This is a genomic window from Mycobacterium sp. E2733 (assembly GCF_001667585.1).
Classification (GTDB): domain Bacteria; phylum Actinomycetota; class Actinomycetes; order Mycobacteriales; family Mycobacteriaceae; genus Mycobacterium.
In genome coordinates, this window is record NZ_LZJZ01000083.1 from 178,747 (window position 1) to 192,704 (window position 13,958).

Genomic DNA, 13,958 nt, shown 5'->3' on the forward strand with positions numbered 1-13,958 from the left:
GACGGCTAGGCCGAAGACCGGCGGAACGCACCTTCGAGAAGCCGGCGCATCATTCCGGTGATGCCTAGCAGGGCGTCCGGGCTCTGAACGTAGCCCGCGTACAAACCCACCCCGCACATCAGCACCACCAGCGCCTCGATCAACGCAGTCGTGTCGACATCGGCGGGGACGTCGCCGCGTTCGATACCGTCATCGACGACCCGGACCAGAAACTCGCGGACCATCCGCACGGAGTCATTCTCGGTTCTGTTCCACTCGGGATGGCGCTGCGATTCGAGCACTCCGGTGATTATCAGCGCCGACCCGGAGGGATTGTCCGAATTCGCGCGCACCGCGGCAGTGATGAATGCCGTCAGCTGCGCCGCCAGTGTGGTTTCGCGCTCGGCCCGTTTGATGCCGGTTCCAATGATGGCTTCGTTGGTTTGGTCCAATACCTCGCGATACAGGACGCGCTTGCTGGAGAAGTAATGGTTGATGGCCGGACGGGTCAGGTCGGCGCGGGCCGCGATAGCCTGGAACGTCGCGCCGTCGTATCCGCGTTCGCTGAACACCAGGCGGGCGGCCCGCATGATCCGCTGGCGCGTCTCGTCCGCCTTTGCGGCAGGGGGGCGTCCTGGCCTGCGACCTGCCCCTGACGACATTGTTAAATTGTGCCACCGCCGCGGTGCGGCATTAGCGCATTTGGCGGAATGCTGCCGAACTTCCCGGCCTGGTAGTCCTGCACCGCCTCGACCAATTCCGCGCGCGAGTTCATCACAAAAGGCCCGTAGTGGAATACCGGCTCGCGAATGGGCCGCCCGCCCAGCAGCAACACATCCATCGCGGTAGTGCGGGACGATTCCTGCGCCCGGTCCGCGCCCAACGTGATGCGATCTCCGGGGCCCAGCACCGCCAATTGGCCCGCGCGGATCGGGTGAGCGACCGGACCGATGTATCCGCTGCCGGACAGCACGTATACGAGCACATTGAAGTCGCGCTGCCACGGCAGGTTGAGCCGGGCGCCGGTCTCAATGGTGGCGTGCGCCAGCGTGATGGGAGTGTGCGTGATCCCGGGGCCGCGGTGACCGTCGACCTCGCCCGCGATGATGCGAACCAGCGCGCCACCATCGTCCGACGAGAGCAACTTCGCGTCGCCACCTTCGATGGCCTGATACCGGGGCGGGGTGAGCTTGTCTCTTTTCGGCAGATTCACCCACAACTGGATGCCATGAAAGAGGCCGCCACTGTCGACCAGTTCCGCGGGCGGCGTCTCGATGTGCAGGATCCCCGAACCGGCGGTCATCCACTGCGTCGCACCGTCGGTGATCAGGCCCCCACCGCCGTGCGAGTCCTGGTGCGCGAACTTGCCGTCGATCATGTAGGTGACCGTCTCGAATCCGCGGTGCGGGTGCCAGTCCGTGCCCCTCGGCTCGCCGGGCTGGTAGTCCACCTCGCCCATCTGGTCCATGTGCACAAAGGGATCGAGCGCGGCGGCGCTGACTCCCGCGAAGGCGCGGACCACTGGAAAGCCCTCGCCCTCGTAGCCGCGCAGCCCGGTGGTGACCGACCGGACCGGGCGCTCGGTGTCGGTGGGCGCAGCAGCACCCACGCGGGGCAGCGTCAACGCGTTGGCGGTGATAGCGGGCATGTGACCTCCGTAATGAGAACTACTCCAAATAACCGGACCGTGGTCCAGTTATTCCCGGGTGCCGCCGTCGCGGACAAAAGTTGCGTAGTGCAATATTTGCTGCAGTAGATAGTCCAGCGGCGTGCCCGATCCAGAGGCGGTCGAAGCAAAGTGAGGCCGTCGGGGGAAGGATGCGTGGATGGGACAAAAAGTGGCGGCCACGGCTACGGCTCGGCCGACCCGGCCCGTGGCCAGAGCCGTGCGTCAGTTCGCCGGTTGGCTGCGCGCGAACCGGGCCGGGCTGTTCTGTGTGGCGGTCGTCGTCGGTCTCGGCGCCGGCCTGGGCGCGGTGGCGTTCCGCTACCTGATCTACGGCTTCACCTGGTTGGCGACCGGACACGACGAATTCGGCCAGGACGGTTGGGTGGGCAGCGACCAATTGCCCTGGCTGGGAATTGGCTTCTTCGTCATCATCCCCGTCATCGGCGGACTACTGTATGGGCCGCTGATCTCGCGGTTCGCCCGGGAGGCTCGCGGCCACGGCGTCCCGGAAGTCATGATCGCGGTGGCGGAGAACGGTGGCCGCATCCGTCCGCAGGTGACCGTCGTGAAAGCGCTGGCCTCCGCGCTGTGCATCGGTACGGGCGGATCGGTCGGACGTGAGGGACCCATCGTGCAGATCGGCGCGGCGCTGGCCTCGGGTTTCGGCCAGTGGGTGCGAATGCCGGAAAATCGGCTGCGCGTGCTGGTGGCCTGTGGTGCGGCGGGTGGCATCTCGGCCACCTTCAACGCCCCGATCACCGGCGTGTTCTTCGCCGTCGAGCTGATCCTGCGTGAACTGTCCGTCGAGGCCATCTTCACGATCATGTTGTCGTCGATGGTCGCCGACGTGGTTGCCCGCGTGTTTTTCGGCTCGGCCCCGTTCCTCACCCAGTTGCCCGCCGGCATCGAGCTGAATCACATAGCCAACTACCTGCTGGTGGCGCTCCTGGCGGCGATCGCGGGGCTGATCGGGATCTCTTTCAAAAATGTCCTGTACAAGACCGAAGACCTTTGCGACCGGGTGTGGGGCGGTCGTCCAGACTGGGCACGGCCCGCGGTCGGCGGTATCGTGCTCGGCCTGCTGCTACTCGCGTTGCCGCAGCTCTACGGGGTCGGCTACCCGGTGATGTACGCCGCCTTCGCGGGCCACTACGCGCTGTGGTTCTTGGTGCTCCTCGCGGCCGGCAAGATGCTGGCGTGCAGCCTGACCATCGGGATCGGCGGGTCGGGCGGCGTGTTCGCTCCATCGCTGTTCGTCGGGGCCACTTCGGGCATGGCCTTCGGGCTGCTGGCCCAGCAGACGATCGGCACGGCCGTCGGGCATCCCGCCCTCTATGCCATTGTCGGCATGGGCGCCGTCTTCGCCTCCGCCGCGCGCGCACCGCTCACGGCGCTGGCGAGCACGGTGGAGATGACCGGGGATTTCACCCTCACCCTGCCGGTCATGTTGGCCGTCGCGGTCGGCACTACGGTGTCCCGCGGGGTTTCCTACGGCACCATATACACCACCAAGTTGCTGCGGCGAGGGATCGACATCGACCGCCCCACTCCCACCCATGCGTTCGCGGAGCTCACCGCCGCGGACGCCATGCACCGGTTCGCCTTCCCGCTGGATCTCACCCGCCCCGTCGAAAAGGCCGATCACGACCTGACGAGCTTGCTCGGACCCGTCACCCGCATCCGCGAACCGCAGGCGCTGTTCGCCAACGACAGCCTGGCCCAGGCCCTGCGCCAGCTCGTCCTCTACGGCCGCGACGGGCTGCCGGTCATCGACACCGAGGCCCGCTCGGTTCAGGGATGGCTGACGAACCAAAACGTCCTGCGCGCGGTCGGCACCCACTTCACCGACGTGCAGCCGGCCGGCGCCGGCGGCCATCAGGCCGCCGATTGGGCCTATCCGCAAGCAGCGGCCGCCGAACACGACCCGCACAGCCAGCTGGAGGGGTACTGCATCATCGAGCACACGCTGGCAGGCGACTCGATGGCCGTGGGCCGCATTCTCAGCGACCTCGAATGGCCGGAGGGTCACTTCCCCGTCTCGGTGCTGCACAACCGGCGACTCGTCGATGCGGACACCACCCGGCGGCTCGCCGTAGGCGACCGCATCAACGTTCTCGCACCCAAAAATGGCGCGAGGCAACCGGATTCGGGGAGCGCTTAGGATGCGCTACGCGCGCTGCTCGCCGCGTCCTTCTCGGTGGTCGAGCCCTCGTGGGTCAGTCGCCCGCCCGCGCTCTCCAGGTGGGCCCGGACGAACCACTGGAACTTCTCCAGATTCCCGGCCTGATCGATCAACAGATCCTGGGTGACCGGGTCGAGCTCCTCGGTCTCCTCGATGTACTTGCGGGTGTCCTCGATGACGCCGGTGTAGACGAGGTCGAGCGCGGCCAGGTGGGCCTGAACGGTGTCGCGCCCAACGGAGTAGTCGTCCCAGGTGCGGTCTTTGATGATGGCTCCCGGGGTGCCCTGCGGTGATCCCCCGAGGGCCGCGATGCGCTCGGCAACGTCATCGGCGAAACCGCGGACCGCCTCGACCTGCGGGTCGATCATCTCGTGCACGCCAATGAAGTTGGGCCCCACCACATTCCAGTGGACGTGCTTGAGCGTCAGGTGAAGATCGTTGTACGTGCTCAGTTGCTTTTGCAGCAGTTCCGTCAGCCGCGCTCCCTGTTTGTCGGTGAGCCCCGGGATGGTGAACTGTGTCATCGATTCCTCCGTTTCGCACACGGTCACGTCTTTGGAGTGGGTTACCCCAAGGCCGTTACTGAAAACGCGACGCCGACGAGGCCATGACCACGTTTAGAGCTCGCTGATGTGCTGGACCGGTAGCCGGGCGCCCCGCCGCGGTTCGTATGCCAATCCGCTGGCCTCGAGCAACCGGACCACCCGATGGCGGTGCGGCCGCATCGGCTCGAGCAGCTCGAGCATGCCCGCGTCGTCGACCGGGTGGCCCGCCAGCGTCCAGCCGATCATCTTCGGGACGTGATAGTCGCCGACCGAGAGCGCGTCGGCGTCACCGAAAGCCCGTTGCGCGGTTTCGGCGGCGGTCCACTCCCCCACCCCGGGCAGCGACATCATCGCCTCGCGCGCCTGCGCGTGCGGACGGGACGCCAGCCGTTCCAGCGAGGCGGCCCGTCGCGCACACGTCACCACGGTCCGCGCACGCCCGGGGTCGACGTTGGCGCGGTGGAAGTCCCATGACGGGATGTGCCGCCACTCGTCGGCCGACGGCGGCACCCGCATGCGCCCCGGCGCCGGCCCCGGGGCCGGTGACCCGTACTTGGACACCAGCAGGCGCCACGACCGAAACGCGTCGGCGCCGGGCACCCGCTGCTCGATGATCGCCGGGATCAGCGCCTCGAGCACCAGCCCGGTACGGCCGAGGCGTAAGTGCGGTACCCGGCGGTGCGCGGCGGCAACCACCGGGTCGCGGGGCAGGAAATCGGAAGCGTCGTCCTCGCGGCCGAGCAGCGCGGGCAGGCGTTCGACGAACTCCGGTGCCCCGCTACCCCACGCCACGCACTGCGCCGCGTTGGCGGCCGCACGGCTGATCCGGGCGGTGACGGGTCCGGTCGGCAGCAGGCTGGTCCGCCAGATCGCGCCGTCACCGGACGCCTGGAAGCAGGGATCCCCGAGCCCGCGGCGAAGCGGCGCCAGCGTGTGCCCGAAACTGACCGCCCCGGGGAACGTGACCGTGCGCGCGCTTTCCACCGACCAACTCTCCGATTGACCGTTAACGATGTGCCAAGTCAATATTGCGATGTGATGACGCCGTTCGATGACCCGCAGGGCGAACTGGCCTGGATGTTCCTTCAAACCACGAGCGAGGGAGGCGACCTCGACGAGGGCTTCGCCCTGCTCAGCGACGACTTCACCTACTGGTCACTGGTCACCCGCACCTCCTGCGACAAGGAGACCTTTCGGCGAACGGTCGAGCGGCGCAAGGCCGAACTCGAGCTCACCATCGACCTGGTGCGATGCGTCAACGAGGGGGAGACCGTGGTGGTCGAGGCGCAGGCCACTGGCACCACCACCGGCGGCGTCGAATATGACAGCCCGTTCGTCTGCATCTTCGACACCCGCGATGGGCTGATCGTCTCGATGCGCTTGTACAGCGACACCCGGGCGCACGAGGCCGCGCTCCCCGGGTGGATTTGCTAAGACGACGAAACGCTGATTTCGGCCTTGTTCGGGTAGAACGCGACATGCCCGGCGATCGCCGCGACCGCCGGATAGGGCTGCTCGTAAGTCCAGATCACGTCCTCGACGGTGTCACCGGACGAGGTGGTCACGCTGTAGTAGCTGGCCTCGCCCTTGAAGGGGCAATACGTGCCGGTGTCCGTGCGGGTCAGCCGTTCTTGCACCACGTCACTCAGCGGAATGTATTGCACCGCAGGCAAAGTGGCTTCGCGCAGTTCGAGCGCGGCCGTCGTGTCGGCGATGACCTCGCCGTTGACGCGGACCTGTACCCGCCCCTTCGTCGGCTCGATGGTGATCGGGTGGCCGGCACTGGGTTCTTTGATTTCGGGATGGCCCATGGTCTCCTCCTATACGCCGATAAAGCCTTCAACACGAGCCACGGCTTGAGACTTCCCGATCAGGCGGCCCGAATGCGTAGCGGTGATACTGCGCCATGTTGGCCATGGCCGGAACCAGCGACATGGCCCGGCCCATCACGTGGTAGGCGCGCGGAAGTCGCTCGAAGGTGTCCGATTCAAACCACCGCACCCAGGAAAGCGGCCGGGTGCCGGGCACCGCCGCGAGTATCTCGCCCGGCCCATCGATGCCCCAGCTCAACTTCGATCCGGACCGGCGCACCACCGCGTTCATCCACTGAGACTTGATACCCATCCGGTTGAACGCGTCGAATTGCAGTTCGCCGCGGTCGAAGTGATCAATGACCCGGCGCAGCAGCGCGATGCCGTCCTGTTCGCACAGATACATGGTCAGGCCTTCGGCGATCATCAGCGCGGGCCGGCCATTGGGTATCTCCGTCAGCCAGGCCGGATCCGTTACCGACGCCGCGACCACGTGGCAGTGCTCGGTGGCCGGATAGAGCCGCGTGCGCAGTTCGGCAACGCCGGGGTAGTCGATGTCGTACCACTCCACCAGCGGGCCCGGTTGGAGCCGGAAGTACCGGCCGTCCAGTCCACAGCCCATATGCAGGACGACGGCGCTCGGCTGCGCGTCCAGGAATTGGCGAGCCCAAATGTCGAAGTGCGCGGTGCGGGTCGTCACCGAGGCTGATTTGCGCGCGGTGATGGTGGTCTTCGTCCAGTCGTACTCGATCCGCTCGACGGCCTCCTTGGCATAACGATCGCCCAACACCGGGTTTGGCAGGTCGGCATCCAGTGCCTTGGCGTACAGCGTCGCCAGCATCGTCTGCTGCGGCCCCGAGAGATCGACGCGTATTCGGTCCACGGGCCGGGCGCCTATTCGGACTGCGCGGCCGGACTGGCTTTTCGCGGGCTGCGCATGGCGGCCCAGAACCGGGCCGCCTCGCGGATCGATTCCTCGACCGGCCGCGGCTGCCAACCCAATTCGCGTCTGGCCTTCCCGCTGTCCACGTCGGCCTCGGCGCGCATCATGCGCACCGACGCGAGACTGAGTTCGGAGTCCTTGCCGGTGAGCCGCGCCTTCAGGCTGCCAAGCGCGGAAAGGGCGTAAAGCATCGGAACGGAGATCGAGCGTTGTGGCGCCGGTACGCCGGCCTCGTCGGCCGCGATGCGTACGACCTCGTTCAACGCGATCATCCGCTCGGAGACCAGGTATCGCTCACCGATGCGGCCGCGCTCGGCGGCCAGGATCATGGCCCGCGCGGCGTCGTCGACGCCGACGACTTCCAGCTGAATGCCGTTCATTCCGAAGGGCAGCTTGCCGAAGACCGCACCGGCGATGAAGGCGCCGTGCGGCGTGCCGCCCCAGTCTCCGCTGCCGTAGGTCGTCGACACGCACATCGCGATCGCGGGCAACCCGGCCTCGGCCACGTACCGCATCACCAGGTTTTCGGCCTGCACCCGGGACCGCACGTAGGGGGTCTGTCCCCGCGGGCTGATCACGTCGTCCTCGGTCGCTACGTGCCCATGCCGCCGGCCCACCGTCGTGTAGGTGCTCGTGAAGATGAACCTGCGCAGGTCGGGTTGGTTCACGGCGACATCGAGAACGTTGCGCAGGCCTTCGACGTTGGTGCGGAACAGTGGCGCGGGGTCGCGCAACCATGCGCGGGTGTCGACGACGCAGTAGTAGACGTCGTCGACACCGTCCATCGCCTCGCACAGCGTGGCGTCGTCGAAAACGTCGCCGTGAAAGCGGGTCAGCTCGAGGTCGTCGATGGAACGGGTGTTGGCATCTGGGCGCACCATCGCCCGCACCTGGGCACCGTCCGCAACCAGCTGGCGGGTGACATGCGAACCCAGAAAGCCGTTGGCGCCGATCACGAGTTTGGGCTTGGTGCTCACTGAGATCCTCCGTTTTGCCGCATCCACCGCGCGGCGTCTTCGTCGAGCGTGCCAAGCGCCTGGGCCTTGCGACACCACTTCATCCCGGCCCGAAGGAAACGCAGCGGGTTGTAGATGTCTTCTTCACGGCTCCATTGGCCGTCGCCGGCGTACGTGATGATCGTGATGTTGGTGGCGCTGATGACGCTGCCGTCGCCGGGGTCGCGCATCGGATTGTCCAGCTCGAGGATTACCCGGCCGGTGGGCTCGTCGATCACCGACCACAGGGTGGGGAACGCGACCATGTGGCTGCCGGGGAAGGTCGTCATCGTTTGCTTGATCCACTCGCGCACCTCATCGCGGCCGTGCATGGTGCCTGCCGCATGCTCGACGTACTCGACGTCGGGCGTGTACTGCTCGACCCAGGCGTCCCAGTCGCGCGTCTCGGCGGCGCGGGCGACCGTCTCCTCGAACTTCCCGAAGGCGGCGGCCAGTTCGCTGCGGGAGAACGAACGGGTGGTCACCTTGCAGCACCGTTGCAGCTCATCGGCGGAGTGTAGCCTGGGCGGCACCGTGGCCGGTTAGGAGGACGAGCAATGGCAACCGAAAAAGCGATACTCGCCGGCGGCTGTTTTTGGGGGATGCAAGAACTCATCCGCAAACAGCCGGGGGTGGTTTCGACGCGGGTCGGTTACACCGGCGGCGACGTCCCGAATGCGACCTACCGCAATCACGGCACGCACGCCGAGGCCATCGAGATCGTCTACGACCCGGCGGTCACCGACTATCGCACCATGCTCGAGTTCTTCTTCCAGATCCACGATCCGACAACGAAAGACCGCCAGGGCAACGACCGCGGCCCCAGCTACCGGTCGGCCATCTTCTACCTCGACGAGGAGCAGAAGCGCATCGCGCTGGACACCATCGCCGATGTCGACGCCTCCGGGTTGTGGCCAGGCAAGGTCGTGACCGAGGTCAGCCCGGCCGGAGATTTCTGGGAGGCCGAGCCCGAGCACCAGGACTACCTGCAGCACTACCCGAACGGGTACACCTGCCACTACATCCGCCCCGGCTGGAAACTGCCGCGCCGGGCCACCGCGGGCCAGTAGGCGGGCGCGGCTCAGCGCCGGTGCACCACGATCCGACCGCCGTCTTTGGGCGTGTAGGCAACACCGCGGCCGTGCCACCGCTCACCCGGCGCCGTCGTGGTTTCGATGGTGAAGTGGCGCAACACCGTTCGCAGCACGACGTCCATCTCCATGTTGGCGAACGCCGCCCCCACGCAGCGGCGGGTGCCACCGCCGAACGGGATCCACGCGAAGGCCGACGGCTTGGTCCCGACGTACCGTTGCGGGTCGAAGCGCTCCGGATTCGGGAAGACGTCGGGGTTTTCGTGGATCTGCGCGATGCTCACCAGGATTGACTTGCCGCGGGGAATGACCCACTCCCCGAGCTGGTAACGCGGGGGGTAGACGCGCCGGGCAGCGAAATCGATCACCGTCCGGGCCCGCTGGACTTCCAGGATGGTCGCCTGACGCAGCTCCTGGCCGTCGCCGTCGGCCTCTTCGACCAGCGCCGCCAGCACGTCCGGGTGCCGCGTGACCCGCTCGAACGCCCACCCCAGCGTGGAGGCCGTCGTCTCATGACCGGCGGCCAGCAGCGTAAGCAGCTCGTCGCCAATGTCCTTGCGCGACATGACCGAACCGTCGTCGTACGTGCTGCGCAACATCAGCGCGAGCACGTCGCTGCGCTCGTCGAAATTCGGATCGGCCCGCTCGGCTTCGATCAGCCTGTCGATGACGGCGTCGTACCGGCGGCGCCACTCGTCGAGCCGCCCCCACGGGCTGAAGCGCCCGTAATTGCGTCGCGGTTTTGGCATCGTCGCCATCCGCGAGCCCAGCGTGACCCACGGCGGGATGAGGCGGCGCAGCTCATCGAGCTCGGCGCCTTCGGCCCCGAAGACCGCGCGCAGGATGGCGTTGAGCGTGATCCGCATCATCGACGGCAGCGTCGCGAACGCCTCGCCCTCCGGCCAGCCGGCGGTCTCCCGCAGGGTCTCTTCTTCGATGATCGCCTCGTACTTCTTCATGCTCTTGCCGTGGAACGGCGGCGCCAACAGCCGGCGACGCCGGCGATGGTCCTCCCCGTCGAGCGCGAACACGGAGCCGGAGCCGAACAGCCGGCTCAGGTTGGGCTGGATGTTGCCGAGCTCGTCGGGGCTGGTGGTGAAGATCTGCTTGGCCAGCTGCGGGTCAGCGACGACCACGACCTCGCCGTACATGGGGAGGTTCAGCGCGAATACGTTGCCGTACCGACGGGCCAGCCGCTGAATCATCCCCCGCCGCGATACCGCAAAGCCCAGCCCCTGCAACAGCTTTGGGAGCCGGGCCGCGGGAGGCAACCTGACGGCGGCGGTGGCCGCGGGAACGGTGACGACTTCACTCATGCGGGTTGCTCCCCATAAATCCCCCCGAGAACCGGGGTGGTACCGCGGTGTACCAAAACATTTACCGATACGGTACTCTGTGGTACCAACCCTGACAAGGGGTCCCGCACTGACGGAAGGGGCCGCCGTGAGCCCAGTGGCGACAGCAACGGCTGAGGAAGCGGTTCTCGGCGACCCGTTCCGGCTCCGGTTGCTCGACGGCCTCGCCACCTCGATCGCCGAGCGCGGCTACCGCGCCAGCACCGTCGCGGACGTAGTCCGTCACGCTCGGACGTCCAAGCGCACCTTCTACGACCAGTTCGCGAGCAAGGAGGACTGCTTCCTGGAGCTGCTCGGGTCCGACAACGAAAAGCTCGGCGCGTGCATCCGGGCAGCGGTCGACCCCGAGGCCGATTGGCACCAGCAGATTCGTCAGGCCGTCGAGGCATACGTCGGCTACATCGAATCCCGGCCGGCCATCACGCTGAGCTGGATCCGGGAACTTCCATCGCTCGGCGCCGCCGCCCGCCCGGTGCAGCGCCGCGGGCTGCAGCTGCTCTCCAGCCTGTTGATCGACCTCAGCGCCAGCCCCGGGTTCCAGCGCGCCGAGCTGCCTCCGCTCACCGCGCCATTGGCCGTCATCTTGCTGGGCGGTTTGCGCGAGCTCACGGCCCTCGCCGTCGAAGACGGAAAGCCGGTGCGGGTCATCGTCGAACCGGCTGTCGACGCGTCCATCGCCCTGCTCGGCCCGCGGCACTGACCCGAATTGCCCGCTTCTCCCCTCGCCGCTTCGCCGCCGGGAGGTTCCCCCACAACGGGCCGTTCCGGTAGGCATCGTCGTCGGGCTAGGGTCAACGCGTACCCCTCAACCCGACGGAGGACCTTGCGATGCGGCTATCGACCCGAAACCAGCTCAAAGGCACCATCACCGAGGTCGACCTCGGCAGCGTCATGGCGATCGTGAAGGTGAAGCTCGACGGCGGCGACCAAGTCGTCACCTCATCCGTCACCAAGGACGCCGCGACCGATCTCGGCCTCAAGGTCGGCCAGCCCGCAACCGTGTTCATCAAGTCCACGGAAGTCACCATCGGCGTCGACTAGCCCATGGCGGCGACCATGCGCGCCGAGCGCTTCCGCGCGGACACCAAAAGGGTTGCACTCGAAGCTGTTCCAATAGCGGACCCGGTGAAGTCATCCTGCGGCGGGGTGTGGGCCAGGGCGACCGCGACACCTAACCGGTTGCGACGCACGCCGAAAGGGCGAGCAACGGTTTATGTTTGGCGCAGGAAGGCCCGCACCCGGTCGAGCACCAGCTCCGGGCGCTGGGCGACGATCCAGTGCCCCGCCCCGTCGACCAGTTCGACCTCGAAATCGCTGATGTGGTCGGCATATCCGTCGGTCAGATCCGCCGTGATCACGGGGTCTTGGGTGCCGGTCAGCCAGCGAACCGGTACTTCGACACGGGCGTCGTCGTATTCGCCGCGCATCCAGCGCAGCATCTCGCCGGTCTGAAAGCTTCGATACCACCGTGAACCGGCCTCCGCGTGGCCCGGCTGACGCATGCATTCGAGGTACAGGTTCACGGCCTCGTCGGGCAGCGCGTAGCCGCCACCGACCCACGATCCCAGCAGGCGAACGAACCGCGAGTCGGGGGCGCTGATCATCCGCGGACCGATGACCGGCAACGAAATCGGGATCTGATACCAGAACCGCCAGATGTTGCGGACCGTCGACAGGCCGCGCTTCACCCAGGGCGCCACAGTGTTCACGCCGAAGAACCCCGTCACCTTCTCCGGATGCCGCAGCATCATGATGAACGCGACCGGCCCGCCCCAGTCGTGGGCGACGAGCTTGACCGTCTTCACGTCCAGGCGGTCCAGGACGGCGGCCAGATCCTCGGCCATCTCGGCCTTGGTGTAGCTCGACCGCGGCGCCGAACTCCAGCCCGCACCACGCAGATCCGGGCACAGCACCCGGTAGCCGTCCGCGGCCAGCGGGCCGATCAGCTCGCGCCACTCCCACCAGTTCTCGGGGAAGCCGTGCACCAGCATCACCGCCGGCCCGTCGGTGGGACCGGCGTCCGCGACATGGATCGTCACACCGCTTCCTAAATCCACATACCTGTGTTCGACACCGTCCAGCGCGGGCATGTTGACCATGCCTTCAGAAGGTAGCGGCCTGTCGCGGGTTAGGCCAGAAACCGCTCTACATAGGGCGCAAATCGGCGGTGCAGGTCGGCCTCGTCCAACCCGAACATCTCGCAGGACGTCGCGACGTTGCCCAGCCGGCCGCGGCGGTGACCGGCCAGGTACTCGTCGATCGCCGTTCGGGCCTCGTCGGTGAACGGCTCGCCGGCCAAGGCGTACACGCGCTCGGCGACGCCGAGTTCGTCGGCCATGAAGTCGTCGAACCGGATGTCGATCGAACGCTCCGGGCCAATGGTTTCCCGGTCGCGGACCAACGCGGTGAGCATGCTTTCGAGACGGCCGATCCACGACGCCGCGATGCGTTCGACGGGCACCGGTGACCGGTGCATGCGTGCGGAGTAGGTGATCATCGCGATCATCGACAGCGCCACCGGCACCGGGTCGCGATGCGTGAAAACGACAATGCTGCCGGGGAAAACGCGATCGAGCACGGGCACCTGCTCGAGATGCTGGGGCGACTTGAGCAGCCAGCGCCGCCCGCCCCGCAAGAACTGCATGACCTTGAGCTGCCGGGCGAGGTACCGGTAGTGCGGTGTCTGGTCGTGAGCCTGGTAGTACTCACGCCAGCTCGGCACGTCGGCCAGCGTCTCGAAGAGCATGGTCGACAAATCGTTGGCGAGCAGTTGGATCTCTTCGTGGACATGCTCGGTGGTCATTTCGTGCATCAGCGGGAAGTAGGGCATCACAGTGTTGATCAGCCCGACCGCGACGTCCATCCGCGCGCGCCGGGGATCCGGCTCCACCCCGGCCTCAGCCGGCAAGGGAAACGGTTCGACGCTTTCCCAGTACGGCATGGTGCGAAAGGTGGGCGGGGCCGCCAGCAGGTTGTGCAGGTGCGTGGTACCTGTGCGGGGCAGACCGGCGATCACCACCGGAGGTCGCAGCTCGATGTCGTCAATCTCGGGATGCCGTCGCAGCAAGTCGGTCAACAACAGCCGGTTCTTGAGCAACTGCAGCAGCTGGCCGAAGAAGTTCACGACCCCGGCCTCGTGCAGCCCGTCGATGTCACGCAGTGCGGCGAGGTAGACCTCGAGCCGCTCGCGGTAATCGTCCGGACCGAAGTCGTCCAAACCGGTGTCCGCGATGGCCCGCGCGTGTAGCGCGTCGGCATCCAGCGGGCAGTCCGGTGCCAGCGTGGCCATCATGTCGAGAAGTTGCTGCGCCTCGGCGCTGAATCGGGGCGCGGCGAGGTCATCGAGGCGAACGGCATCGGTCACGGCGACTTATGTTACTTTCGGTTT

Annotated in this window: 16 protein-coding genes; 5 read left to right on the plus strand and 11 right to left on the minus strand. The window is 66.9% G+C overall.

Going from position 1 to position 13,958, the window contains the following annotated elements; genetic code table 11:
* Positions 1–5: 5 nt before the first annotated feature.
* Positions 6–641, minus strand: coding sequence for a TetR/AcrR family transcriptional regulator (locus tag A5678_RS14280; RefSeq protein ID WP_068043335.1), 636 nt, complete (start codon positions 639–641; stop codon positions 6–8).
* A gap of 2 nt (positions 642–643) precedes the next feature.
* Positions 644–1,627, minus strand: coding sequence for a pirin family protein (locus tag A5678_RS14285; RefSeq protein WP_068043337.1), 984 nt, complete (start codon positions 1,625–1,627; stop codon positions 644–646).
* Positions 1,628–1,805: 178 nt separating this feature from the next.
* Here A5678_RS14285 and A5678_RS14290 point away from each other — a divergent pair, with 178 nt between their 5' ends.
* Positions 1,806–3,809: a chloride channel protein gene (locus tag A5678_RS14290; RefSeq protein ID WP_068043339.1), complete on the plus strand. Its 2,004-nt coding sequence runs from the start codon at positions 1,806–1,808 to the stop codon at positions 3,807–3,809.
* On the opposite strand, the gene dps is transcribed toward A5678_RS14290, so the two are convergent.
* Positions 3,806–4,375 carry a DNA starvation/stationary phase protection protein Dps gene (gene dps, locus A5678_RS14295; RefSeq protein WP_255396921.1) on the minus strand — a complete coding sequence of 190 codons (570 nt, stop codon included), beginning with the start codon at positions 4,373–4,375 and terminating at the stop codon, positions 3,806–3,808. The two genes, A5678_RS14290 and dps, sit on opposite strands and share 4 nt — an antisense overlap.
* A gap of 72 nt (positions 4,376–4,447) precedes the next feature.
* A complete protein-coding gene (locus A5678_RS14300) occupies positions 4,448–5,359 on the minus strand; it encodes a DNA-3-methyladenine glycosylase (protein WP_068043341.1) in 912 nt (303 codons plus the stop codon).
* 51 nt (positions 5,360–5,410) lie between these two features.
* Here A5678_RS14300 and A5678_RS14305 point away from each other — a divergent pair, with 51 nt between their 5' ends.
* The gene (locus A5678_RS14305) at positions 5,411–5,809 is read left to right on the plus strand and encodes a nuclear transport factor 2 family protein (RefSeq protein WP_068043343.1); all 399 of its coding nucleotides are present in this window, start codon (positions 5,411–5,413) and stop codon (positions 5,807–5,809) included.
* On the opposite strand, the gene A5678_RS14310 is transcribed toward A5678_RS14305, so the two are convergent.
* Genes A5678_RS14310 through A5678_RS14325 form a run of 4 tightly spaced genes read right to left on the minus strand, consistent with a single transcriptional unit; the run spans position 5,806 to position 8,609 of the window.
* The gene (locus A5678_RS14310; RefSeq protein ID WP_068043344.1) at positions 5,806–6,186 is read right to left on the minus strand and encodes a DUF427 domain-containing protein; all 381 of its coding nucleotides are present in this window, start codon (positions 6,184–6,186) and stop codon (positions 5,806–5,808) included. The genes A5678_RS14305 and A5678_RS14310 overlap by 4 nt on opposite strands.
* 28 nt (positions 6,187–6,214) lie before the next feature.
* Positions 6,215–7,060: a class I SAM-dependent methyltransferase gene (locus A5678_RS14315; protein WP_068043618.1), complete on the minus strand. Its 846-nt coding sequence runs from the start codon at positions 7,058–7,060 to the stop codon at positions 6,215–6,217.
* Positions 7,061–7,080: 20 nt separating this feature from the next.
* Positions 7,081–8,106 (minus strand): NAD-dependent epimerase/dehydratase family protein, encoded by a 1,026-nt coding sequence (locus tag A5678_RS14320; RefSeq protein ID WP_068043347.1) that lies wholly within the window; start codon positions 8,104–8,106, stop codon positions 7,081–7,083.
* Positions 8,103–8,609 (minus strand): nuclear transport factor 2 family protein, encoded by a 507-nt coding sequence (locus A5678_RS14325; protein ID WP_068043620.1) that lies wholly within the window; start codon positions 8,607–8,609, stop codon positions 8,103–8,105. Before A5678_RS14325 ends, A5678_RS14320 begins: the two co-directional genes overlap by 4 nt.
* A gap of 72 nt (positions 8,610–8,681) precedes the next feature.
* On the opposite strand from A5678_RS14325, the gene msrA reads away from it, so the two are divergent.
* Positions 8,682–9,194, plus strand: a complete 513-nt coding sequence (gene msrA, locus A5678_RS14330) for a peptide-methionine (S)-S-oxide reductase MsrA (protein ID WP_067270139.1) — start codon at positions 8,682–8,684, stop codon at positions 9,192–9,194.
* Between the two features lie 11 nt (positions 9,195–9,205).
* Here msrA and A5678_RS14335 read toward each other — a convergent pair whose 3' ends face one another.
* On the minus strand, positions 9,206–10,531 hold the full coding sequence (locus tag A5678_RS14335; RefSeq protein WP_068043349.1) for a cytochrome P450: 1,326 nt from the start codon (positions 10,529–10,531) through the stop codon (positions 9,206–9,208).
* A gap of 136 nt (positions 10,532–10,667) precedes the next feature.
* On the opposite strand from A5678_RS14335, the gene A5678_RS14340 reads away from it, so the two are divergent.
* On the plus strand, positions 10,668–11,270 hold the full coding sequence (locus A5678_RS14340) for a TetR/AcrR family transcriptional regulator (protein WP_068043351.1): 603 nt from the start codon (positions 10,668–10,670) through the stop codon (positions 11,268–11,270).
* Between the two features lie 128 nt (positions 11,271–11,398).
* Positions 11,399–11,611 carry a molybdopterin-binding protein gene (locus A5678_RS14345; protein ID WP_007167199.1) on the plus strand — a complete coding sequence of 71 codons (213 nt, stop codon included), beginning with the start codon at positions 11,399–11,401 and terminating at the stop codon, positions 11,609–11,611.
* 170 nt (positions 11,612–11,781) lie between these two features.
* Here the strand turns inward: A5678_RS14345 and A5678_RS14350 are convergent, their stop codons facing one another.
* Together A5678_RS14350 and A5678_RS14355 are read right to left on the minus strand one after the other, a co-directional pair.
* On the minus strand, positions 11,782–12,669 hold the full coding sequence (locus A5678_RS14350; protein WP_068043353.1) for an alpha/beta fold hydrolase: 888 nt from the start codon (positions 12,667–12,669) through the stop codon (positions 11,782–11,784).
* Positions 12,670–12,698: 29 nt separating this feature from the next.
* The gene (locus A5678_RS14355; protein ID WP_068043354.1) at positions 12,699–13,934 is read right to left on the minus strand and encodes a sulfotransferase; all 1,236 of its coding nucleotides are present in this window, start codon (positions 13,932–13,934) and stop codon (positions 12,699–12,701) included.
* Positions 13,935–13,958: the final 24 nt, after the last annotated feature.